The sequence below is a fragment of the Brevundimonas fontaquae genome (assembly GCF_017086445.1).
GTDB lineage: Bacteria > Pseudomonadota > Alphaproteobacteria > Caulobacterales > Caulobacteraceae > Brevundimonas > Brevundimonas fontaquae.
This window is the reverse complement of sequence record NZ_CP070968.1, coordinates 260,460-282,508: the sequence shown is the minus strand read 5'-3', so window position 1 is coordinate 282,508 and position 22,049 is coordinate 260,460. Positions and strand designations below refer to the sequence as shown.

Annotated in this window: 25 protein-coding genes; 10 read left to right on the top strand and 15 right to left on the bottom strand. The window is 66.5% G+C overall.

What is annotated here, in order from left to right:
* Window positions 1-28 precede the first annotated feature (28 nt).
* From JX001_RS01355 to trxA, 5 genes are all read right to left on the bottom strand, one after another.
* Window positions 29-1,645: a YifB family Mg chelatase-like AAA ATPase gene (locus tag JX001_RS01355; protein ID WP_205681983.1), complete on the bottom strand. Its 1,617-nt coding sequence runs from the start codon at window positions 1,643-1,645 to the stop codon at window positions 29-31.
* Between the two features lie 60 nt (window positions 1,646-1,705).
* Window positions 1,706-2,662, bottom strand: a complete 957-nt coding sequence (gshB, locus tag JX001_RS01350; RefSeq protein WP_205681982.1) for a glutathione synthase — start codon at window positions 2,660-2,662, stop codon at window positions 1,706-1,708.
* Between the two features lie 91 nt (window positions 2,663-2,753).
* Window positions 2,754-2,948 (bottom strand): Trm112 family protein, encoded by a 195-nt coding sequence (locus JX001_RS01345; RefSeq protein WP_017505027.1) that lies wholly within the window; start codon window positions 2,946-2,948, stop codon window positions 2,754-2,756.
* 25 nt (window positions 2,949-2,973) lie between these two features.
* Complete coding sequence (locus JX001_RS01340; protein ID WP_026108391.1) at window positions 2,974-3,630, bottom strand: LON peptidase substrate-binding domain-containing protein; 657 nt, start codon at window positions 3,628-3,630, stop codon at window positions 2,974-2,976.
* A gap of 55 nt (window positions 3,631-3,685) precedes the next feature.
* Window positions 3,686-4,603 carry a thioredoxin gene (trxA, locus tag JX001_RS01335; RefSeq protein WP_205681981.1) on the bottom strand — a complete coding sequence of 306 codons (918 nt, stop codon included), beginning with the start codon at window positions 4,601-4,603 and terminating at the stop codon, window positions 3,686-3,688.
* A gap of 224 nt (window positions 4,604-4,827) precedes the next feature.
* Between trxA and JX001_RS01330 the strand changes: the two genes are divergently transcribed.
* Window positions 4,828-5,748, top strand: coding sequence for an HNH endonuclease (locus JX001_RS01330; RefSeq protein ID WP_205681980.1), 921 nt, complete (start codon window positions 4,828-4,830; stop codon window positions 5,746-5,748).
* 119 nt (window positions 5,749-5,867) lie between these two features.
* Here the strand turns inward: JX001_RS01330 and JX001_RS01325 are convergent, their stop codons facing one another.
* Window positions 5,868-6,380, bottom strand: a complete 513-nt coding sequence (locus JX001_RS01325) for a prolyl-tRNA synthetase associated domain-containing protein (protein WP_205681979.1) — start codon at window positions 6,378-6,380, stop codon at window positions 5,868-5,870.
* A gap of 37 nt (window positions 6,381-6,417) precedes the next feature.
* On the opposite strand from JX001_RS01325, the gene JX001_RS01320 reads away from it, so the two are divergent.
* The gene (locus JX001_RS01320; RefSeq protein WP_241004705.1) at window positions 6,418-7,185 is read left to right on the top strand and encodes a DUF6065 family protein; all 768 of its coding nucleotides are present in this window, start codon (window positions 6,418-6,420) and stop codon (window positions 7,183-7,185) included.
* Window positions 7,186-7,228: 43 nt separating this feature from the next.
* On the opposite strand, the gene JX001_RS01315 is transcribed toward JX001_RS01320, so the two are convergent.
* The 6 genes from JX001_RS01315 to JX001_RS01290 all read right to left on the bottom strand — a co-directional run bounded on the left by JX001_RS01315 (window position 7,229) and on the right by JX001_RS01290 (window position 11,511).
* Window positions 7,229-7,801: a CC0125/CC1285 family lipoprotein gene (locus tag JX001_RS01315; protein WP_205681978.1), complete on the bottom strand. Its 573-nt coding sequence runs from the start codon at window positions 7,799-7,801 to the stop codon at window positions 7,229-7,231.
* Window positions 7,802-7,900: 99 nt separating this feature from the next.
* On the bottom strand, window positions 7,901-8,533 hold the full coding sequence (locus JX001_RS01310; protein ID WP_045810913.1) for a LysE family translocator: 633 nt from the start codon (window positions 8,531-8,533) through the stop codon (window positions 7,901-7,903).
* 196 nt (window positions 8,534-8,729) lie between these two features.
* Complete coding sequence (locus tag JX001_RS01305; protein ID WP_205681977.1) at window positions 8,730-9,344, bottom strand: hypothetical protein; 615 nt, start codon at window positions 9,342-9,344, stop codon at window positions 8,730-8,732.
* An 80-nt stretch (window positions 9,345-9,424) separates the two neighbouring features.
* Window positions 9,425-9,856 (bottom strand): hypothetical protein, encoded by a 432-nt coding sequence (locus JX001_RS01300; RefSeq protein ID WP_205681976.1) that lies wholly within the window; start codon window positions 9,854-9,856, stop codon window positions 9,425-9,427.
* Window positions 9,857-9,935: 79 nt separating this feature from the next.
* Entirely contained in the window at window positions 9,936-10,709 is a 774-nt protein-coding gene (locus JX001_RS01295; RefSeq protein ID WP_205681975.1) for a metallophosphoesterase family protein, read from the bottom strand.
* 13 nt (window positions 10,710-10,722) lie between these two features.
* Window positions 10,723-11,511, bottom strand: a complete 789-nt coding sequence (locus JX001_RS01290; RefSeq protein WP_055754649.1) for a nucleotidyltransferase family protein — start codon at window positions 11,509-11,511, stop codon at window positions 10,723-10,725.
* Window positions 11,512-11,643: 132 nt separating this feature from the next.
* Between JX001_RS01290 and JX001_RS01285 the strand changes: the two genes are divergently transcribed.
* The 3 genes from JX001_RS01285 to JX001_RS01275 all read left to right on the top strand — a co-directional run bounded on the left by JX001_RS01285 (window position 11,644) and on the right by JX001_RS01275 (window position 15,674).
* Complete coding sequence (locus JX001_RS01285; protein WP_241004704.1) at window positions 11,644-13,767, top strand: hybrid sensor histidine kinase/response regulator; 2,124 nt, start codon at window positions 11,644-11,646, stop codon at window positions 13,765-13,767.
* 173 nt (window positions 13,768-13,940) lie between these two features.
* Complete coding sequence (locus tag JX001_RS01280) at window positions 13,941-14,990, top strand: ribonucleotide-diphosphate reductase subunit beta (protein WP_153923976.1); 1,050 nt, start codon at window positions 13,941-13,943, stop codon at window positions 14,988-14,990.
* Between the two features lie 48 nt (window positions 14,991-15,038).
* Entirely contained in the window at window positions 15,039-15,674 is a 636-nt protein-coding gene (locus JX001_RS01275) for a glutathione S-transferase family protein (protein WP_205681973.1), read from the top strand.
* A gap of 6 nt (window positions 15,675-15,680) precedes the next feature.
* Here JX001_RS01275 and JX001_RS01270 read toward each other — a convergent pair whose 3' ends face one another.
* On the bottom strand, window positions 15,681-16,178 hold the full coding sequence (locus JX001_RS01270; protein ID WP_205681972.1) for a hypothetical protein: 498 nt from the start codon (window positions 16,176-16,178) through the stop codon (window positions 15,681-15,683).
* A gap of 145 nt (window positions 16,179-16,323) precedes the next feature.
* Between JX001_RS01270 and JX001_RS01265 the strand changes: the two genes are divergently transcribed.
* Window positions 16,324-16,587: a hypothetical protein gene (locus JX001_RS01265; RefSeq protein ID WP_039246564.1), complete on the top strand. Its 264-nt coding sequence runs from the start codon at window positions 16,324-16,326 to the stop codon at window positions 16,585-16,587.
* A gap of 6 nt (window positions 16,588-16,593) precedes the next feature.
* Here the strand turns inward: JX001_RS01265 and JX001_RS01260 are convergent, their stop codons facing one another.
* Both JX001_RS01260 and JX001_RS01255 read right to left on the bottom strand, forming a co-directional pair.
* Window positions 16,594-18,066 carry a sensor histidine kinase gene (locus JX001_RS01260; protein ID WP_205681971.1) on the bottom strand — a complete coding sequence of 491 codons (1,473 nt, stop codon included), beginning with the start codon at window positions 18,064-18,066 and terminating at the stop codon, window positions 16,594-16,596.
* Window positions 18,063-18,812 carry a TVP38/TMEM64 family protein gene (locus tag JX001_RS01255; RefSeq protein ID WP_205681970.1) on the bottom strand — a complete coding sequence of 250 codons (750 nt, stop codon included), beginning with the start codon at window positions 18,810-18,812 and terminating at the stop codon, window positions 18,063-18,065. The genes JX001_RS01260 and JX001_RS01255 overlap by 4 nt, the downstream gene beginning before the upstream one ends.
* Before the next feature lie 126 nt (window positions 18,813-18,938).
* Here JX001_RS01255 and rpmH point away from each other — a divergent pair, with 126 nt between their 5' ends.
* Genes rpmH through yihA form a run of 4 tightly spaced genes read left to right on the top strand, consistent with a single transcriptional unit; the run spans window position 18,939 to window position 21,963 of the window.
* Complete coding sequence (gene rpmH / locus JX001_RS01250) at window positions 18,939-19,073, top strand: 50S ribosomal protein L34 (RefSeq protein WP_003164000.1); 135 nt, start codon at window positions 18,939-18,941, stop codon at window positions 19,071-19,073.
* Between the two features lie 30 nt (window positions 19,074-19,103).
* Window positions 19,104-19,520: a ribonuclease P protein component gene (rnpA, locus tag JX001_RS01245; RefSeq protein WP_091752382.1), complete on the top strand. Its 417-nt coding sequence runs from the start codon at window positions 19,104-19,106 to the stop codon at window positions 19,518-19,520.
* Window positions 19,517-21,313, top strand: a complete 1,797-nt coding sequence (gene yidC / locus JX001_RS01240; protein WP_205681969.1) for a membrane protein insertase YidC — start codon at window positions 19,517-19,519, stop codon at window positions 21,311-21,313. Before rnpA ends, yidC begins: the two co-directional genes overlap by 4 nt.
* Window positions 21,310-21,963, top strand: a complete 654-nt coding sequence (gene yihA, locus JX001_RS01235; RefSeq protein WP_055809369.1) for a ribosome biogenesis GTP-binding protein YihA/YsxC — start codon at window positions 21,310-21,312, stop codon at window positions 21,961-21,963. Before yidC ends, yihA begins: the two co-directional genes overlap by 4 nt.
* Window positions 21,964-22,049: the final 86 nt, after the last annotated feature.

Here is a 22,049-nt window from a genome sequence, read left to right as displayed (position 1 = left end):
AGGATGTCTCCACCATGACGCGGGCGCGTCACGCGTGCAGGAAGGGCGTCTGCTCGTCGTCGCCCTCGCGTAGGCCGAACCCTTCATGGCGCTGCGCCACGCGGCGGTCGAAATCCGCCTCGGCGCCGATGGTGGTGCGGCGGTAGATCAGGGCCTCGGCGATGTGGCGGCGCAGAACGCCGGTGCTGCCGTCCAGGTCGGCGATGGTGCGCGCCAGACGCAGGGTGCGTGTCCAGCCGCGCGCGGTCAGTCCGCCGGCCTCGCCTGCCCGCATCAGCAGCATCCGGCCCGCCTCGTCCGGCGTGGCGAACCGATCCAGCGTGCCGCCGGAAGCGCGGGCGTTCAGACCTTGTGCAGCGTCCAGCCCGGCCTCGCGCACCCGGTCCTCCTGCATGGCGCGGGCGGTCGCAACGCGCGCCCGCGCCTCGGCCGTGCCCTCGGCGGGCGGGGGCAGGGCCATGTCGGCGGCGGTGACGGGCGGCGTCTCCACCGTCAGGTCGATCCGGTCGAACATCGGACCCGAGACGCGGTTCTGATAGTCGCGCTGACAACGCGGCGCCTTGCCGCACGCCCCGCGTCCAGCCCCGCCCATGCCGCAGCGGCACGGGTTCATCGCCGCCACGAGCTGGAACCGCGCGGGATAGCGAATGTGGGCGTTGGCGCGGGCGACGACGATCTCGCCGGTCTCCAGCGGCGCCCGCAGCGAGTCCAGGGCCTGGGCCGAGTATTCCGGCAGTTCGTCCAGGAACAGCACGCCATTATGCGCCAGCGACGCCTCGCCGGGCTTGGCGCGCAGGCCGCCGCCGGTCAGGGCCGCCATCGAGGCGGAATGGTGCGGGCTGCGGAACGGGCGATCGCGGGTCAGGGCGCCGCGTTCGATCAGGCCGGCGACCGACCAGACCATCGAGGTCTCCAGCAACTCCTGCGAGGTCAGGGGCGGCAAGAGGCCCGGCAGACGCTGCGCCATCATCGACTTTCCCGACCCCGGCGGGCCGATGAACAGCAGGTTGTGGCCGCCGGCCGCGGCGATCTCCAGCGCGCGCTTGGCGCTTTCCTGACCCTTGACCTCGCGCAGGTCGGGCACGGCCTTGCCGTCCGCCAGCGGTCCGGGCTCGGGCGCGCGCAGCACCTGGGTTCCCTTGAAATGGTTGACCAGGCTGATCAGCGAGCGCGGCGCGAGGATGCGGGCGCCGCCGGCCCAGGCGGCCTCCGGTCCCGTCGCCTCGGGGCAGATCAGACCCAGGCCCATGGCGTCGGCGGCGACGGCGGCGGGCAGGGCGCCGCCGACCCGCGCGATCTGGCCGTCCAGCCCCAGCTCGCCGATGGCGGCCCAGCCGTCGAGCGCATCGGGGGCGATCACCCCCATGGCCGCCATCAGGGCCAGGGCGATGGGCAGGTCGAAATGGCTGCCCTCCTTGGGCAGGTCGGCCGGCGCGAGGTTGGCGATGATCCGCTTGGCGGGCAGGGCCAGACCGATGCCGGCGAAGGCCCCGCGCACCCGCTCCTTGCTTTCGGCCACCGCCTTATCCGGCAGGCCCACGATGTTGAAGATGGTCGGCCCGTCATTGCCGATCAGCTGGACCTCGACGTCCACGCGCCGGGCTTCCACCCCGTCAAAGGCGACCGTGACAACCCGCGCGACCATGTCGTTCTCCCACCAGAGCGGAAGAACGAACCATGAACCGAAATCTAATTCAAGTGGCGATCACGCAACCTGTGCGGCGCGTTTGGCCTCGATGGCGTCCCACATCAGGGCCGTGGCGTCGATGCCGGTGAAGGCCTTCAACTGCTGGGCGCCGGTGGGGGAGGTGACGTTGATCTCGGTCAGATAGTCGCCGATCACGTCGATGCCGACGAAGATCAGGCCGCGTTCCCTCAGCGTCGGGCCGATGGCGGCGCAGATTTCCAGGTCGCGCGGCGTCAGCGCGACCGGCATGGCTGTGCCGCCGACATGCAGGTTCGAGCGCACCGCCCCCGCCGCCGGGACGCGATTAATGGCGCCGACGGGTTCGCCGTCGATCAGCAGGATGCGCTTGTCGCCCTTGGACACGGCGGGAATGAACTTCTGGATCACCAGCGGATCGCGGCTGCCCGCGGCGTGGATCTCGATCAGGGCGTCCAGGTTGGGGTCGTCGGCGCGCAGCTTGATCACGCCCGAGCCGCCGTTGCCGTGCAGAGGCTTCAAAACCACTTCGCCATGCTTCTTGTGGAAAGCGTCCAGGGCGACGGGGTCGGCCGAGATCAGGGTCGGCGGCTGCAGGCCGGGGAAGGCGGTGACCATCAGCTTTTCGGGGGCCGACCGCACCTGGGCCGGGTCGTTGACCACCAGGGTCCGAGGATGGACTGTCTCCAGCAGATAGGTGGCCGTCACATAGGCCATGTCGAACGGCGGATCCTGGCGCATCAGGATCACGTCCACGTCCTCGGCCAGATCCAGCTTTTCCCAATCGCCGAAATCGACGTGATTTCCGACCTCGCGCCGCACCGTGATCGGGCGGGCGCGGCAGTAGAGGCGGCCCTCTTCCAGCGCCAGGGTGCGGAAGTCATAGACCCACTGTTTGTGACCGCGCGCCTGCGCCGTCTCGGCCATCAGGAAGGTGGTGTCCCCGGCGATGTCGACGGCCTCGATCGGGTCCATCTGGATGGCGACTCTGAGGGTCATTGTTCTTGGGCCTATCGCGCGTCGCGCTACTTGAGGCCCGTTGAGCGCGCCGCGCTCCGGGCCAGTGGATGTTCGGTGTCGGTGCGGCGGCTCAGTCGATCTGACGCGCTTCTTCGGCCAGCATGATCGGAACGCCCTCGCGGATCGGATAGGCCAGTTTGGCGCCCGCCGAGATCAACTCGTTGGCGTCGCGGTCGTAGGTCAGTTTGCCCCGCGTGACCGGACAGACCAGCACTTCGAGCAGGCGGGGATCGACGGAGACAGGGGTGTTGAAGGCGTCACTCATGGCGGATTCCTGAAAGCGTGGCCGCTTATTGCATGGACGGCGCGGCGTCGTCACCGCCGTCGGCGGCGTCGATGCGCATCAGGGCGGTCAGGGCCTCGGCGCGGGGCATCAGGCCCATGGCCTCCAGCAGCGCCTGTTTCTCGGCCGGCTCGAAAGGCAGGGCCATCGACAGGCTGTTGACCAGGGCCTCCATCGGCGCGGTCTCGGCCGTCTCCCAATCGATGTCCAGAAGCCGGTGGGCCATATAGGCGCGCAGGGCGTCAAGGAAGGCGTCGCGGTCGAAGTCCGGCTCCTCGGGCGGGGAGACCAGATCGTCCTCATAGGCCTCGAACGCCGCGCGAACCTGGCGGTAGGGGGTCTTGGACGGCATTTCGGCGGCGATGCGGAAGCGTGACACGCCGGTCAGGGTGATCAGATAGCGCCCGTCGGAGGTCTCGGCGAAACTGGTGATCCGACCCGCGCAGCCGACGGGCGACAGGCCGGGCAGGGCCGGCGTGCCGCCCTTGGGCTGGACCAGGCCGATGATCCGGTCGCCGGCCATGGCGTCGTCCACCATGTTCAGATAGCGCGGCTCGAAGATGTTCAGCGGCAGCTGTCCGCGCGGCAGCAGGATGGTCCCGCCCAGCGGGAACACCGGGATCACCTGGGGCAGGTCGAGGGCGCGGACATAGCCTTGAGGCATCACTTCTCCTGGGGCCTATCGCGCTTCGCGCTGCTTGAGGCCGGTGGTTTCGCGCTTACGAAAACAGAATGGACGACAGGCGGCGGCGACCATCCTTGGACACGTCCGAGGTCAGGCCCGCCGCCTCGAAGATGACAAGCAACTGTTTGCGGGCCGCCTGATCGTTCCACTCGCGGTCGGCCTGGATGATGGCCAGCAGATTGTCGACCGCGCCCTTGAAGTCGCCGGCCGCGCTCTGGGCCTCGGCCAAGTCGAAACGCGCCTGATGATCGTTCGGATCGGCGGCGACCTTGGCCTCAAGTTCGGCCGAGGCGCCCGCCAAATCGCCAGTGGGGGCTTTAGACGCCAGGGCCAGCTGGGCGCGCACGCTCTGGACCGTCGGCTCCTTGGAATCCTGCGGCGCCATGGCGATGGTCTGGGCCGCCTGTTCGGGGTCGCCGCCCGCCAGATAGACCCGCGCCATGCCGGCGATGGCCTTTTCGTTCTCGGGCTCGATCGACAGGACGTGGGCGAAGGCCTGGGCCGCGCCGCCGAAGTCGTTCAGGCCCAGCGATTCCTCACCCAGCTCCAGCAGTTGCGCCGTCTCGGTCGAGCCGCCCTGACCGCCGGTCAGCTTGTCGATGAAGGCCTTGATCTGGCTGTCGGGAATAGCGCCTTGGAAGCCATCGACCGGCTGGCCGTTGACGAAGGCGTAGACGGTCGGGATCGACTGCACCCGCAGCTGGCCCGCATAGGCCGGGTTGGCGTCGACATCGATCTTGACCATCTTCACCGCCCCCTTGGCGGCGCGCACGGCTTTCTCCAGCGCCGGACCCAGGGTCCGGCACGGCCCGCACCAAGTGGCCCAGAAGTCGACGATGACCGGCTGATGCTTGGACGCCTCGATGACGTCGGTCATGAAGGAGGCGTCGGTGCCTTCCTTGATCAGGTCGCCGGCGGCGTCGGGGGTCAGGGTCGGGTCGAGCAGGGTCATGGGCGAGGTCCGCGCAGAGATCGGTCAGGTTCAACGGTTCAGATGGCGTCGGGATGCGTCGGCATCAAGCCGGGAAAAGGTCGCGCCGGGATTTCAGACGGCAGTCGTGAAAAACACCGTCTAATTCGTCTAATTCGTCTGACTTCCCCCGCCGCGCGTCTGATCGACCGTCGGTTACGACATGGGGCGGCGGCGCGGATCGTCAAGCGGACGTTGGGCGGGCCGTGCAATTCTGGAACAGGACCTTCAACTCTGGGCTGAAAACTGACACATCAAAGATCATGAAGTTGCATACATACAACCTTGAACTTCGGGATACGGTCAAGAAGCCCACGCCTGGCCGCTGCATCTACTGTGGAAATGATCGGGGGGAGCTTACTGATGAGCATGTCATCCCCTACGCCCTAGGCGGCAACACGGCGATCTTTAAGAAGGCGAGCTGCGTAGTTTGCGCAAAGACGATCCAAAAATACGAACAGAGAATCCTGCGCGGACAACTCGGAGTGTTCAGAGCGCGTATCGGCGCCCCGACCAGCAACCCTAAGGGTCGTCGTACGCATCAGGATATCCATTTTGTAGAGGTTGATACGTCCGGCCAACAAATCCGAGACTTGGGTAGTCGAACCTTTGCGATTGAGGAGGCACCCCTGAACCTGTGTGTCTGGCAACTCGCACCGCCCCGTGTCCTTGGACAGATGCGCACCGAACAAGAGCATATAGGGCGTCCGTGGGCGTCGATCTCTTATAGTGAGACTCAGACGGCGCTCGCAAAGCGCCTTGCAAGAGCGGTCGCCGAAGAAACCGGTGCGGAGCATGTCGCCATCAAGATAGACACAATCAATCGCGAGGATTTCTTGCGATTTTTAGTCAAGACCGCTCACGCCTATGCTGTTTTCGAGAAAGGCCTGAACGCTTTTCGTCCCCTTACCACGGATTTGATCCTGTGCCGCGACGATGACCTGGCGCAATACGTTGGGGGCGGGCCGGTTAATCCCCATTATGAAAGCAGTCCAGCAAACATGACGGAGCTAAGCATCGGGGTTGTGAAGGACGGTCCTGCCGCTGGCTACACAGCAGTTTATATTCGCCTCTATCCGATTTTGGGCACCCCAGCTCACGTCGTAATCGTGGGTGAACCACTGTAGCTGTCAGCGCCTGAGGGATCAGGCCTCCTAGACGCCCGCTAGGTCAAACGGACTCATGAACTTCCGACTTCGAATTGTACGCCGCAAGCCAAGTACGATGGTGCTGGCGTCGGCCTCAATCAGACCAGCGCCTCAAAATCCACCACCACCGGCTCCCGTCCCAGCAGCGCCAGCACCCGCCGAAAGGCCGCCTGATCCAGGGCGGTGGTCGCCGTATTGGTCAGGGGGTGGAAGTTGACGATGTCGTCGTCCCACAGGCGCTGGTCCAGCACGAAGGTCACGCGGCGGTCGACGTCGTTGATCAGGCCCAGCGCCGTGACCGAGCCGGGGCGGACGCCCAGCGTTTCCCACATCAGCGTCTCGTTGCCGAACGACAGGCGGCCCGACCCCATGACGGCGGCGGCGCGTTTCAGGTCGATCACCGTGTCCTGACGCGCCGAGATCAGCCACAGCCGGCCTTTGTGATCCTTCAGGAACAGGTTCTTGGTGTGGTCGCCGGGCAGGTCGGCCTTGAGGTCCAGCCCTTCCTCGACCCGAAAGACGGCCGGGTGGTCGTGGGTGAGGTGATCCACGCCGTTCGCCTTCAGCCAGACGGTCAGGGTCTCGCGGTCGAAAGCGGGTGTGTCAGTCATGGTTGAGCCGTCGGGTTTCGGGCGTTAGGAAATGGTCATGGTCGATACCGTCAACACGCGCCCGCTGGAACTGGAATGCTATCCGATGACGGCCCGGCCGCCGGACCTCGTGCCCGGCCGCCAGTCGCGCAACTGGATGGACGCCTTCATCAGCCGCCACCCCTATCGCTGCCTGCCGCTGAACATGGCCAACACGACGGGGTGGGAGATCCTGTGCCCGTTCGGCTTCTCGGCCGAGTGGAACGGCGGTCCGCGCCAGGAAGACATCGTCATCACGCCGGATCGGCCCCAGCACGATCTGACCCATTTCGTCACCTCGCACTTCTCGCGCGGGGTGCTGACCATGCATCCGCAATATCTGTTCCGCACGCCGCCTGGCTGGGGGATGATGTGCTCGGGGTCGCCCAACCATGTGAAGGACGGCATCCAGCCGCTGGTCGGCCTGATCGAGACGGACTGGCTGCCCTTCCCCTTCACGATGAACTGGATCTTCACCCGGCCGGGACGGATCACGTTTGAGAAGGGCGAACCCTTCTGCTTCATCAATCTGATCGAGCACAAGAAGGTCGAACAGTTCCAGCCGATCATCCGCACGCTGGAATCCAACCCGGTGATGAAGGGTCAGTTCGAGGCCTGGAACCGCGCCCGCACCGACTTCAACCAGCGTCTGGCCGGCGGCGACCCGGATGCGGCCAAGGAGGCCTGGCAGCGCTACTATTTCAAGGGCGAGGTGCCGGAAGATCTGGGCACGGCGCCGGCGACCCACTCCAACAAGCGCCGGCTGAAGTCGCCGCGCGTGGGATGAAAGAAAAAACCCCTCTCCACGCCGTGGAGAGGGGCTTTTATCATCAGGCCGCCGGGCGGGTGACCTGCGGACCCAGGTTCTGGATCACCTCGCGGGCGTCGAAGGCGTTGGGGTCGTTGGCGGGTTTGGGGCCGCGACCCAGGACGATTTCGGCGTTGGCCTCGAAGCGGTCGATCTGACGGACGTCGAAGTCGTCGACGCCCCACGGGCCGTAACGATCCCACGGGCTCCAGAAGCCGCTGCGGTAATAGCGCCACGACGGACCCCAGTAGGGGCTGTAGAAACGATTATAGCCCGAATAGAAGGGATCGGGCGTGCCGACGAAGCGGGTGTCGCGGTCGGTGGCGCGGTTGACGGTGGCGAACCAGTCATAGCCGCTCTCGACCGTCAGTTCGGCCGAACGCAGCAGCAACGACTGCTCGACCTGTTCGCGCGAGGTCAGCGAATTGCCCGAGAAGCTGACCCGGAAACGGTTGTTCTCCAGGCGCTGCTCGGCATAGCCGCCACGTTGGCCGTTGAAGCCTGCGGGTTGGTACGGGGTGGCGGTGGCGCAGGCCGCCAGGGCCAGACCGGCGGCGACGGTCACCGCCAGGGTCTTCAGGGGGAGGGTTTTCATGACATCAAACTCCTTGATCGCCCATTCGGGCGCTCTGACGGCTGAACGGAGCATGAACGAAGGCGTTCCCGACCACTGTATGACGAAGCGTGGCGGCGTCTAGAGCCGAAGAACGATCAGCACGGCGGCGACCATCAGCAGCAGGCCGACGAAGACGCCGAAGCCTTTGCGAAAGCGGGGTTGCTGCATGCGGCGCGACAGGGCGGCGCCGGACAGGGCATAGGTGCTCATCGACACCATATCCATGCCGATGGCCGCCATGGCGAACATCGCCATCTGCGGCGCGACCGGGCGGTTCACGTCGATGAAGGGCGGCAGGACGGCGGTGAAGAACAGGATGGCCTTGGGGTTGGCGATCTGGACGGCGAACCCGTCGATCAGGGCGCTGCGGCCCTTCTTGACGACGACCTCATCCGGATCGGCGGCGGTGGCGAAGGCGCCGCGCAACGCCTTGATCCCCAGCCAGGCGACGTAGAGGGCGCCCAGCACGGCGATGACCTTGAAGGCGGCGGGAAAGGCCTTGACCAGGGCGCCGAGACCCAGGGCCGCCGCGCCGAACCACACCAGCGTCGCGGCGTTCATGCCCAAGACGCCGATCAGGGCCGAGGCGCGGCCCTTTTCAACGCCGGTCGCGACGGCGAACAGATTGGCCGGGCCGGGCGTGATCGCCATCACCGCCATGACGCCGAGGAAGGTCGAATAGAGGTGCGGATCGACGGGCAGGGCGGGCATGCGGCGCGATGTCGCTGCTTACCCGGGCGCGGTCAAGGCGCTCTGTCTTCTCCCCACGTCGTGGGGAGGTGGCGCGGCGCATCTTGCGCCGTGACGGAGGGGTTCTTAACCGCCTCACAGACGGCTGGGCGACTTCAAGAGCCCCTCCACCGCTGCGCGGTCCCCCTCCCCATTTCATGGGGAGGAGACGCCGATGTTAGGCGGCCGGACGGGCCGGGGGCGCCGGCGGTTCGGGCGCTTCCGGGGCCTCGGGCGCTTCGGGAACCTCGGCGGCCGCTTCGTCCTCAACGACGGCGTCGGCGGCCTGGTCCAGCGCGTATTGGGCGACCAGGCTGTAGGTCTCCATCTGCTCGGGCGTCGGATTGGTCCAGGCGCTGTTGCGGGCGATGCCCTCGGCGGTGACGGCGCCCTTCTGCATCCCCTCTTCCATCGCCTGTTTGACCTCGGGGTCGTTCAGCGCCTCAGCGACAATGGCGTCGACGTCGATGTCCTTCAGCGCCTGGGCGGCCATTTCGGTGGCGTGTTTCGTCGTCTCGGCGGTGAAGGCGGCGACATCGGGTGCATAGTCCGACCACAGGGCGGCGATGCGACGACCGCGTTCGGCCTCGCTCAGGCTCTCGTCTTCGGAAATCGCCTCGGCCCGTTCGCCAAAGGTCTCCATGCGCGCCTCGAAGGCCTCGGCGGCGGCTTCCATCCGGGCCTCGGCGGCTTCGGCGGAAGCCGGAGAGGGCGCAGGCGCAGGGGTCTGGGCCAGGGCCGAGGAGAGGGGCGCGAGCGACAGGGCGGCGGTCAGGCTGAGCAGGCGGATCATGGGACAGCTCCCGTTGAATGACCCGCGCAAACTCCGCCCTCAGCCGCCCCGTCTCAAGTGAAATCGCGGTAAGGCTCGGCTTACTGCGGTTGGGCGGGGGCTGCGGCGGCCGCTTCGATCTCGGTGCGCGCCTTCAGCGGAATGCCTTTGATCTGCTGCATCGCCATGGCCATCTGTTCGGCTGGCGCGCCCTGGCTGGTGGCGAAGGTGTTGACCTCCTCGGCGAAGGCGTCGACTTCGGTCTGATACTTGGCCTGCAACGCGTCGAGATCGGACTTGGCCTTGGTCTTGTCAGCTTGCGCCGCTGCGGCCTGCATCTCTTCGGCCATGGCTTCCATGCGTTCGCCGAAAGCCTCGGCCTTGGCTTCGAAGGCGGCCTCTTCGGGGCTGTCCGCTTCTTGGGCGGGCGCCGGAGCGGCCTGCGGCGCAGGGGCGGCGGCTTGGCCGGCGGCGAAGGCGGGGGTGGTCAGGGCCAGGACGGCGACGGCCGCGGCGGAAGACAGAAGGCGCATCGGAAACTCCACGACGGGCCGCCTTGCGGCCCCGAATGAGGCTGCATCCCAGCCCCGGCCGCACCCTCCTACAGTCCGGTCAGATTTCAAAGACCCGATAGGGTTTGTCGCCCAGGGTCTTCAGCACCGGCAGGGCGACATTATAGACGGGCGTGCCCTTGGTGGTGCGTCCCTCCGGTCCGCCGCGATGGGCGTGGCCGTGCACGACCAGGCGAACATTGTCATAGCGGTCGATGGTCTCGGCCAAACGCGAAGAGCCCAGGAAGGCATGGATTTCGGGCGGCTCGCCCATCACCGTCTCGACGACCGGCGCATAGTGCAGCAGCACGACCGAGCGTTCGGTGCGCAGCATGCGGATCGAGTTTTCGATCAGATTGGCGTCCTCGACGGCCTCCTGCACGAAGCGTTTGATCGAGGCCTCGCCGAACGAGGAAAGCATATAGCGGCCGAAGCCGCCGACGAATCCCTTGCCGCCCGCAAAACCGACGCCGTCGATCTCATAGGCCTCGCCGGTCAGCATCTTGACCCCGGCGTCGGTCAGCATCTTGGTGACGACCTCGGGCTGGCCGCACTCGTGCTCATGGTTGCCCAGCACGCCGACCATCGGAAGTTTGCACAGTTTGAGATCCTCAAGCAGCCGCTCGACCTCGGGCGTCTTGCCGTAGTTGGTCAGGTCGCCGCACAGGCACAGGACATCGGCGTCGTCTGACACCCGCTCGAACAGGTCCCGGTAGCGATGCTCGGTGGTCTCGCCGACATGGAGGTCGCCGACGGCGGCGACGCGCAGGGTCTTGGCGGGGCCGGGCTCCAGGCCGGGTTGGGTGGTCTGGGGATCGGGGACGGCGTCGGTCATGGCGGCTTACCTTTCAGTGGCCCAGGTTGACGGGGTCGTGGCGTTCCTCCAGCCCCTTGCCCACCACGTCGCCAAAGCCCCATTCGGCGACGTCGGCGACATAGTCGCGCGGGCTGAACAGCCGGCCGCGACAGACCTTCACGCGCGGCGCCGGCAGGTCGATCTGGGCCGTCAGTCGCTGGACCAACTCTTCCATCAGCCAGCGCGGAATCCGGTCGCGCTCGGTCGGATAGGCGAAGCGGAAGTTCAGCAGATGCGCCGCCAGCACCTCCCAATAGAGGTCCATCTGGTCCAGCAGGCTCTTCCAATCGATGGCGTCGGACTGTTTCAGGATGACGTGGTTCACATCCGCCCCGTCATAGCGATAGCGGTCCTGAATGAAGACCTTGGACAGGATCAGAGCCGTGGGCGGGGTGATCTGGACCTGATGGCCGTAGACAGTGATCCGGTCCTCGCTGAACCAGCTGTCGGACACGGCGATGGTGCCGTTGGACATGGCGAAGATGACGTCGAAGAAGTGTTTCTCGTCCTTCCAGACCTTGGCGATCCAGCGCTCGTCCTCGACGTCGGTGCGGTAGCCGTGCTTCTGGAAGAAGGCCAGGATGCGGGGGTAGTCGCCGGGCTTGCAGAAGACGTCCAGATCCTTGGTCGGACGCCGGATCCCGGTATAGGCCGTGACCGCATAGGTGCCCGACAGCAGGAAGGGGATGCCGCTCTCCTTCAGCAGGCGCAGGCTCTCTTCATAGAAGGCCAGGGCGTCCGCCGGCGGCTCGAAGGTCGGTTCGGCGATCACGTCTGACATCGGCTGGGGCCCTTCGCTGGCAAGGGCGAGTAAACGGCGACGCTGAACGGCGGTTCCGCAATTCTACCTAGCTGGGCCGCTACGGGATCCTTAACCCCTGCATGTCACTGTTCCGTCATGGGACTGGAATTGGTGAACGCAGAACGCGGGCGCTGGCGGCTTTTCCGCCACGAGGCCGGCCGCGCGGCCGGTCCGTCGCCCTATACCTATGTGGCGCTGTTCGTTCTGTGTCTGTCGATCAGCAAGTGGAGCGTTTACGCATTCGGCGCGACCGTGCTGTGGCCCGCGAACGCGGTGCTTCTGGCCGCTGTGCTGCAGCTTCATCGCCGCCAGGCCATCGGCGTGATGGTCGCCTGCGCCGCTATCAATCTGACCAGCAACGTCCTCCGCGGCGATCCTGGCCCGATGATGTTCACCAATGTGATTCTGAACCTGACCCAGGTCGTCGTCGCCGCTGTGCTGGCGCGTCGGTTCTGCGGCGCCGCGTTGGATATGCGCCGGCCCTGGCGGCTGTTCCGCTTCGCCTTTTTCGCAGCCGCCCCTTCTGTTCTGCTTTCCACCCTGCTGGCGGGCGGCGTCGTCATTCTGATGAGATGGCATGTGCCGGGCACGCTTGGCTTCCGCATGCACCACCTGTTCGACATGGAACTGCTGGCGATGATGATCGTCACGCCGTCCCTGCTGCTGCTGGCGCGCAATCATCGTTTCCGGGATGACGCCAAGGCCAGCTTGGTCGAGGCGACCGCGATCATGACTCTGGTCGGCGGCGTAACGCTTTTCGTTTTTTCTCAGACCGCCGCGCCGGTCCTGTTCGCGATATTCCCGCCCCTCATCCTGCTGGCGTTCCGGCTGGGCCCGCCGCTGACGGCGGCTGCGGTGATGATGGTCGCTGTGATCGGCGGGGCCGCCACGCTGACTGGGCATGGGCCGATCGTGGTGACGCATCTGACGCCCGATCCGATCCTGGCCGCCCTGCCGCCCGTGATGCGCCAGATGAATGTGTTCCATCTGTTCCTGCTGTGCGTCGTGGGGTCGGTGCTGCCCATCACTACCTTGTCGACGGAGCGTCGCCGGCTGACGGCGCGTCTGCGGGCGCGCACGGCGGCGGCGCTGGACGCCCTGGCGCGGGCCAAGCGCGCCGATGAGGCCAAGTCGAGATTCCTGGCGCTCATGAGCCACGAGATGCGCACGCCCCTGACCGGCGTCACCGGCTATGCTGACCTGCTGTCGCGCTCGCTCCATCTGGACGCCGAGGGGCATCGCCAGGTGAATGCGGTGCGTCAGTGCGGCGAATCCATGCTGCGTCTGGTCGAGGATCTTCTGGAGATTTCGCGCGGCGGCGATGAGGTCGTGCTGAAGCCCGCCGATCTGCGCGCCTTGATCCAGGACGCCGTGGCGCCCGCGCGCGAGTGGGCCGAAATCCGTGGCCTGACGTTCGACCTGCACATCGCGCCGGAGGCCGAGGGCTGGGTGCTGACCGACATGCGCCGTCTGCGCCAAATCCTGCACCACCTGACGCTGAACGCCTCAAAGTTCACGATGCGGGGCGGTGTGACCGTGCGCGTCGATCGGCGCGATGATCGGCTGCGGATCGCCGTGTCAGACAGCGGCTGCGGCATGGACGCCGCCACCCTGGCGGGCGTCTTCCGCCTGTTCGAACAGGCGGACGCCTCGACCAGTCGTGCGCATGACGGGGCGGGCGTCGGCCTGGCCCTGGCTAAAAGCCATGCGGAGCGGCTGAACGGAACCATCGCCGTCGACAGCGTGCAGTGGCAGGGCTCGACCTTCACCCTGGAGATCGAGGCGCCGGTCGTGGTTCCGGTCGAGACGGAGAGCGGCGCACCGCTGGACAGCCGTCGCATGAAGGTTCTGATCGTCGACGACCACCCCGCGAACCGCGATCTGCTGCGCATCATGCTGCAGGCCGCTGACTGCGACACCGCCGAGGCCTGCGACGGGCGCGAAGCGGTGAACGCCGCCTCGGCCGAGGCCTTCGACCTAATCCTGATGGATGTGCGCATGCCGGTCATGGACGGCCTTGCCGCAACTCGCGCGATCCGCGCCCTTGCCGATCCCGCCAGCCAGACGCCGATCCTGGCGGTCACCGCCGAGGCCATGCCCGAAGACGCCGCACGGTGCCTGTCCGCCGGCATGGACGGTCATCTGGCCAAGCCGGTGACCCAGGCCAAGCTTTACGCCGCCATCGACGAGACGCTGAGCGCGGCGACGTCTCGCCTGGACGCCCAAGCCGCCTGAGCCGTCGGGTGCGGCTTCATCCCCAGGGCCGTCCCCAGAAATGTGCGGCACGGACACAACATCTAGCGGTCGCGATAAATTGTGATCGCAACATAGACCTATTTTGACTTGGCGCCGACGCCTTCAAATCGCATGGTGAATGCGTCTTCAGAATCGCCCTCAGGTCCAGTTCGATGAACGCCATCACTCCGATCATCCTCCCCGAGCGCGCCGGTCTTCTGACCCCGTCGGCCGCCTACAAGCCGTTCCGCTATCCGTGGGCGTTCGACATGTGGAAGAAGCAGCAGCAGGTCCACTGGATGCCCGAAGAGGTGCCGCTGGGCGAGGACGTCAAGGACTGGGCCTCGACCCTGAACGACAACGAACGCAATCTGCTGACCCAGATTTTCCGCTTCTTCACCCAGGCGGACATCGAGGTTCAGGACAACTACATGGAACGCTACGGTCGGGTCTTCAAACCGACCGAGGTCAAGATGATGCTGGCCGCCTTCGGCAATATGGAGACGATCCATATCGCGGCCTACGCCCTGCTGCTCGAGACCATCGGCATGCCCGAGAGCGAGTTCGGCGCCTTCATGGAATACGAGGCCATGCGGGACAAGCACGACTATATGGGCCAGTTCGGCGTGGATTCGGACGCCGACATCTGCCGGACCCTGGCCATGTTCGGCGGCTTCTCGGAAGGCGTTCAGCTGTTCGCGTCCTTCGCCATGCTGATGAACTTCCCGCGCCAGAACAAGATGAAGGGCATGGGCCAGATCGTGTCCTGGTCGGTGCGCGACGAGAGCCTGCACTGCGAAGGCATCATCAAGCTGTACCACGCCTTCAACAAGGAGACGGGCGCCGTCACCAAGTCGGTCGCGGACGACATCGTCGACTGCTGCAAGACGGTGGTGAACATGGAGGACAAGTTCATCGACCTGGCCTTCGAGATGGGGTCGGTCCAGGGCATGACGCCGGACGACATCAAACAGTACATCCGCTTCATCGCCGACTGGCGCCTGCGTCAGCTGAAGCTGCCGGAAGTCTATGGGGTGACGGAAAACCCGCTGCCCTGGCTGCAGTCGCTGCTCAGCGGCGTCGAACACGCCAACTTCTTCGAGGCCCGCGCCACCGAATATTCCAAGGCGGCGACGCAAGGAAACTGGCACGGCGCCGACGGCGTCTGGACCGAGTTCGACCGCATGATGGCGCGCCGCGACATGAGCCTGGTCGCGGGCTGACACCCCGGCCGGTTCAGGCGTAGGCTCTGCCGAAAGGGAGAGCACGCCATGAGCGAAGAGATCGTCTTCTACACCAATCCCATGTCGCGCGGACGCATCGTCCGCTGGATGCTGGAGGAGGCAGGCCAGCCCTATCGCACCGTCATGGTCGATTATCCGGCGATGAAGTCGCCCGACTATCTGGCGGTCAATCCGATGGGCAAGGTGCCGGCCATCGCCCATCGCGGCGTCGTCGTGACCGAATGCGCCGCCATTTGCGCCTATCTGGCCGACGCCTTTCCTGAAGCCGGCCTGGCGCCGGCGACGGACGATCCGCTGCGCGGCCTTTATTACCGCTGGATGTTCTTCGCGGCCGGACCGGTCGAGGCGGCGGTGACGGCCAAGTCGCTGGGTCAACTGCCGCCGCCCGAGAAGTCGGCCATGGTCGGCTACGGCTCGTTCGATCAGGTGATCGACGGGCTGGAACATGCGCTGGATCGCAGTCCGTGGATCCTTGGCGAGCGGTTCAGCGCCGCCGATGTCTATGTCGGCAGTCAGATCGCCTGGGGGCTGATGTTCAAGAGCCTGCCTGAACGGCCGGCCTTCACGGCCTATGCCGAACGGATCACGACACGCCCGGCCGCTGTGCGCGCCCGCGAAATCGACGACGCGCTGATCGCCGAGGCGAAAACTAGGGCGGACTGATGGCGCTTATTGCGCCGGCGCGACCCACGCCGGTCGGGCGGTGCAGGCGGGGCGGAAGCCCGTGCGGCACAGTCGCACCTGTTCCTGCCAGGCGGCGTAGTCGCGGTCGTATTTCTCCTGGGCCAAGCGGGCGGTCTCGGCGGCGGCGCGCGCCTGTTCCTCGGCCTGGCTGACCTCGATCTGATGACGGGCCAGGGCGGCGTCGTAGTTCAGCCGGTTGTCGGCGTCGGTCTTGTCGGCCAGCGCGTTCTGGGCGGCGATCTCGTCGTTCAGAGCGCGGGTGGTGCGCAGTTCCTCTTCGGTCTGCTGGGCGTCGCTGGCGCGATGATAGGCCTCGCCCCGCGCCTTCAGCAGGGCGTCGCGGCTGGCGGGATCGGCCGGATCGGGCAGGGCGCGCTGATCGCGGTACGGGTCGGCGGTCGTTGGCACCGTCGTCTGGGCGGCGACGGGCGCGGTCAGGGCGGCGGCCAGCAGGGCGGCGGCGACGGCGGTGCGAACGATCATGACTGTCTCTCCCGAGGCCGTGGCGTTCTGCGCAGCTTGGCCATTGTGATCCTGCTGCACAACGCCGCAGCGATGAAAAGGTGGCGAAAGGCTTGGCTTCGCGTCATGGTCGATCTCTCCGACCGCAGCCTATCCGAGAAGATCGATGATCCTGAGCACCGCGTCCGGCGACTTCCCCATTCCTGCGGATGTCGCGCGCCAGTTGCCGAACGTGCCGGCCCTGCCCGATACGACCGCCGCGGACGCCCGGCTCCAGATCGAGGACTTCCGCCATTGGCTGGACGCCTCGCCCGAGCACGCCATCGACTATGAGCGGCTGCGGCGCTGGCATCTGGTTCAGGAGGAACTCGCGGCCCAGGCCAAGGCGGAGAACCGGCCCTTCGTCGTGTCGGACGACGGTCTGGAATAGGGCGGTTCAGCCCGGCAGGCGCAGCTCGAACACAGCGCCCTTGCCATCGGTCTCGACCAGCCGCAGGTCGCCGCCGTGAAGGGCGGCCAGCTCGCGCGAGATGGTTAGGCCCAGGCCCGAGCCGTCCGAGCTTTTTGAGCTGACAAAGGGTTCGAACAGGCGTTCGGCCAGACGCGGCGGAATGCCGGGGCCGTCGTCGGCGATGCGCACGACGCAGAAGCCGTCCTGACCAAAGGCGCTGACGGTTATGGCGCCCTTGCCGCGGCGCTCGGGCGGACGCGCGGGGTCGGCCTCGATGGCCTGGCGGGCGTTGCGCATCAGATTGACCAGGATGCGATACAGCTGATCCGGGTCGGCTTCGACGGCGAACCGCGGCGGCAGCTGTTTGACCAGCCGCACGCCGTCGGGATCCAGCCCGGCGTCCTCGGCCGCCAGGGTCAGGGCCTTGGTCAGGACGACGCGGGTCTTCTGGGGGGCAGGCTCCTCGCTCTTTCCATACTCCAGCACATTGCGCGACAGGCCGGCGGCGCGGCTGAGCGCGCGCTCCAGCCGGGGCAGGGCCTTGGCCACCTGGGGGTCGGCGGAGGTCGCCAGCCGCTCCGACGCCATCTGGGCCGAGGTCAGCATGTTGCGCAGGTCGTGGTTGATCTTGGCCACCGCCTCGCCCAGCGCGACCAGACGGGCGCGAGAGCGCAGGGAATGGCGCACCTCCTCCTGCATCCGGCTGAGTTCGCGCTCGACGCGGCCGATCTCGTCGTGGCGATCGGACGGCGCCTCGGCCTCGCTCTCGGGATCGGCGGCGAACCGCTCCATCGAGCGGGTGACGCGACGAAGCGGCCGCAGCACCAGCAGGGCCAGACCGCCATACAGCAGCGCGCCCGCCGTCACCGACACCAGCAGGGACACCAGCAGGCTGTTCAGCAGGAAGGCGCGCAGTTCCAGCTTCAACGGCTGGGCGGGGGTGACGATCTCAATGAAGTCGCCCGAGCGATAGCGCGGCTTGGCCTGAACCCTCAGCGAGCGGTCCGGATGTCCGAACAGGGTGCGCCACGGGTCGGTCAGGCGCGACCAGCTGTCCTGACGCCTCAGGTCGATCAGTTCGGGCGCGCGGGGCAGGTTGGGGGCCTGAAGCAGCAGGCGGCGCACGCCTTGCTCCGTCAGGGCGACCGCCTGAACCCCGCCGATCCGCATCAGCTCGGCGGCCGTGTCGTCCTCGACCGCGCTATAGGGCAGGGCTTCGACCCCGACCGAGGCCAGTTCGGCGGCCTGGAGCCGGTCGCGCAGCCAGCGCTCATGGAAGGCCGCGAGATTCGGCCCCAGAATAAGGGCCTCGACCGCCAGGGTGAAGGCGACGGTCAGCAGCAGCAGCCGCGCCGACAGGCCGTCGGGCGCGCGCGGGGTCAGGCGCTCGCGCCAGAGACTGGCCTGGTCCGGCGTCAGGTTCAGCCGCGCCGCGATCCGGTCGAACAGGGCGCTCATGCCGCCGTCGCCCCGATCCGGCGGGCGCGGATCATCTGGAACAGCTTGATGCCGATAGGCAGAAGCAGGGACAGGAAGACCACGCCCATCAAAGGCCAGAAGAACTGTTGCAGCAGCATCGGCAGGTCCGGCCGCACGCCCGCGCGCAGCAGGCCGCCCAGCTGCGATCCGATCCAGGTGTAGATGAAGGTGGACGGCAGCAGTCCGATGAAGGTGGCGATGATGTAGGGTCTCAGCGGCACCGCCATCATCCCCGCCGTCGCGTTGACCAGGACGAAGGGCACGCTGGGGATCACGCGCAGGGTGAACAGGGTGGTGAAGGCGTTGCGGTCGATGCCCTTGGCCAGCCGATCCATGAAGCCGGCGTCGGCCTCGAACTTGGCGCGCAGCCACGAACCGATCGAGGTGCGATAGACATAATAGATGACGACCGAACCGATCGTTGCCCCCATCGACTGCGCCAGGGCGCCGACATAGGGGCCGAACATCATCCCGCCCAGCAGGGTCAGGAAAACGGGTCCGGGAATGGTCGAGGCGGTCGCCACGGCATAGACAGCGATGAAGGCGACCAGCGCGATCCACCAGTTCTGTTGCGCATAGGCTTGCAGGTTCAGCCCGTGCTCGCGGATCAGATCCATCGACAGATAGCGGTTCCAGCCCAGGGCGAAGAAGGCGACCACAAGGCCGGCGATGGCCGCCAGCGGCGCCAGCCGCAGGGCCCATTCCTTCGCCGTTCGTTTCGCCATCCGTTTCATCGTCCCGAAATGCCGTCCGAGCGTTGACTCACGCGGACATGCGACTTATACGCCCGCCCTTCCTGCGGCGGACGCCTCTTGCCCCGTCGCCCAACCTTTTAACGTCAGGAGCCGACCGTGAAGCGGACCTATCAGCCGTCGCGACTCGTGCGCAAGCGCCGTCACGGCTTCCGCAGCCGGATGGCCACCAAGAACGGCCAGAAGATTGTTGCGCGCCGTCGCGCCAAGGGCCGCAAGCGCCTGACGGCGTAAGCGGCTTACGCGTCCGGACCTTTTGGACGCATGAGCGACCTTTTACAGATCAAGCGTCTGTTGCGGCGGCCCCAGTTCCTGGCGGCCGCCAAAGGCGTTTCCGAGGCGCGCGGCGCCGTGGTGATCCAACGGCTTGAGCGTGGCGACGGTTCGCCGCACATCGGTCTGGGCTTCACCGCCACCAAGAAGATCGGCGGGGCGGTTCAGCGCAACCGCGCCAAACGCCGTCTGCGCGAGGCCGCACGGGCCATGCTGGCCCAGCATGGCGTGCCCGGAAGCGACTATGTCTTCATCGCCCGCATGGGCACGACCGAGCGTGCGTGGGACCGTCTGCTTGACGACGTGAAATCGACGCTTACAAGGCTGGCGACACCGCGACATGATCGGGGGGCCCACAAGCCCTCGCCCGCCCGCGCCCCCTCCGGCCAGGACCGCCAGAATCCATGAAAAACGAAAACACGCGCAACACGATCATCTTCATCGTGTGCTCGGTCCTGATCATGGGGATCTACTATTTCGCCGTGCTGCGTCCGCAGGCCGAGCGTCGCGCCGTGCAACAGCAGGCCCAGGCCGAACAGTCGCAGACCGCCGATAACGCCGCGCGCACGGCGCTGAGCCCGCAGGGGCCGACCTTCGTCACCGACCGCAGCCAGGCGCTGAGCACCGCCGCGCGGGTGCCGATTCAGTCCGGCACGCTGAAGGGGTCGCTGTCGCTTCAGGGCGGCCGGATCGACGACCTGTTCCTGACCGACTACCGCGAGGTTCAGGACAAGCCCCAGCCGGTGGAGCTGTTCCGCCCGCAGGGCATGCAGAACGCCTACTTCGCCCAGTTCGGCTGGACCGGCCCCAATGTCGCCGGCGGCGTGCCCGGCCCCAACACCGTCTGGCGCCTGACCAATGGTTCGACCCTGACGCCGACGACGCCGGTCACCTTGACCTGGGACAACGGCCAAGGCCTGCGCTTCACCCGCGTGATCTCGGTCGATGACAAATACGTCTTCTCGGTGCAGGACACGGCCCAGAACCTGGGCACACAGGCGATCACCATCGCCCCCTACGGCAGCGTCCAGCGCCAGGGCGTCCCGCCCGCAGCCGGCTCGTCGCACATCGTCCACGAGGGCGCGATCGGCACCTTCGGCAAACCGGGCGACTACCGGACCGAACAGAAGAAATACAAGGACTGGCTGAAGGAGCCGCGGATCGAGAACGCCTCGACCGGCGGCTGGCTGGGCATCACCGACAAATACTGGCTAGCGGCCCTGCTGCCTCAGCAGAACGAGGCGGTCGAGACCGAATTCCGCGTGCGCGACCTGAACGGCGCCCAGCAGCTGGAAGCCAATGTCTTGGGCACGACCCGCACCATCCAGCCCGGCGCGACCGCGACCGAGACCCAACGCCTGTTCGCCGGGGTCAAGCGCGCCGAGGTGCTGAAATCCTATGAGCAGAGCCTGAACCTGCCGCGCTTCGTCTATGCGATCGACTGGGGCATGTTCTGGTTCCTCACGCGTCCGATCTTCTGGATCCTGGAGAACGTCTATGGCCTGGTCGGCAGCTTCGGCGTCGCCATTCTGGCCCTGACCGTCATCGTCAAGCTGGTGATGTTCCCGTTGGCCAACAACGCCTACGCCTCGATGTCCAAGATGCGGAACCTCCAGCCCAAGATGGAGGAGATCAAGAAGAAGTTCAAAGACGACCCGCAGAAGCAGCAGCAGGAGACGATGGCCCTGTATCAGCGCGAGAAGATCAATCCGGTCGCCGGATGCCTTCCGCTGGTGCTGCAGATCCCGGTCTTCTACGCCCTGTACAAGGTGCTGACCGTAACCATCGAAATGCGTCACCAGCCGTTCCTGGGCTTCATCCATGACCTGTCGGCGCGCGACCCGTCGTCGATCTGGAACCTGTTCGGCTTGATCCCGTGGGATCCGGCGATGGCGCCGCTGATCGGCGGCCTGTTGGCCGGCCCGCTGCACCTGGGTCTGCTGGCGATCGCCTATGGTCTGACGATGTGGCTGCAGACGGCGATGAACCCGCCGGCGGCCGATCCGGTCCAGCGCCAGATCTTCCAGTTCATGCCGCTGCTGTTCACCTTCATCATGGCGCCGTTCGCGGCGGGCCTGCTGATCTACTGGGCCTGGTCCAACATCCTGACCATCCTGCAGCAGTATGTGATCATGCACCGCTACAAGGCCGAGAACCCGATCGATACCTTCTTCGCCCGGTTCAAGAAGTCACCGGCGTGATCGACGAGACCGAGTTCACGCCCGAGGACATCGAGGCGGCGCGCGTCCTGTTCGCGCGGCCTGCGACCTTCGTCATGGGCGCGGCCAAGATCGAGCAGTTGCCCGACCCGGATCTGCCCGAGATCGCCTTCGCGGGCCGCTCGAACGTGGGCAAGTCCAGCCTGATCAACGGGCTGGTCGGCATGCACAAGCTGGCCCGCGCCTCGAACGAGCCGGGCCGCACGCGCGAGGTCAACTTCTTCGACTTGGACGGCCGGATGCGTCTGGTCGACCTGCCCGGCTATGGCTGGGCCAAGGCGTCCAAGACCACGGTCAAGAAGTTCCAAGATCTGGGCCGCGACTATCTGCGCGGCCGGGTGACGCTGAAGAGGGTCTATCTGCTGATCGACAGCCGCCACGGGCTGAAATCGGTGGATACGGAGGCGCTGGATGCGCTGGACCTGGCCGCCGTCAGCTATCAGATCGTCCTGACCAAGGCCGACAAGCTGAAGAAGGGTGAGGGCGAGGCCGTGCAGGCCGCGACCCTGAAGGCGATCTCCAAACGCCCCGCCGCCTTCCCGGTGGTAGCCTTGACCTCGTCGGAAAAGGGGCTCGGCCTGCCCGAACTGCGCGCCGAGATCATGCGCACGACGGGCGCGACGCTGGATTAAAGGCCTCATCATCGGGTCAGGCCCGAGCATGACGGCAAAAAGAAAAGGCCCGGAGATCGCTCTCCGGGCCTTCGTCGTTTCGGCTT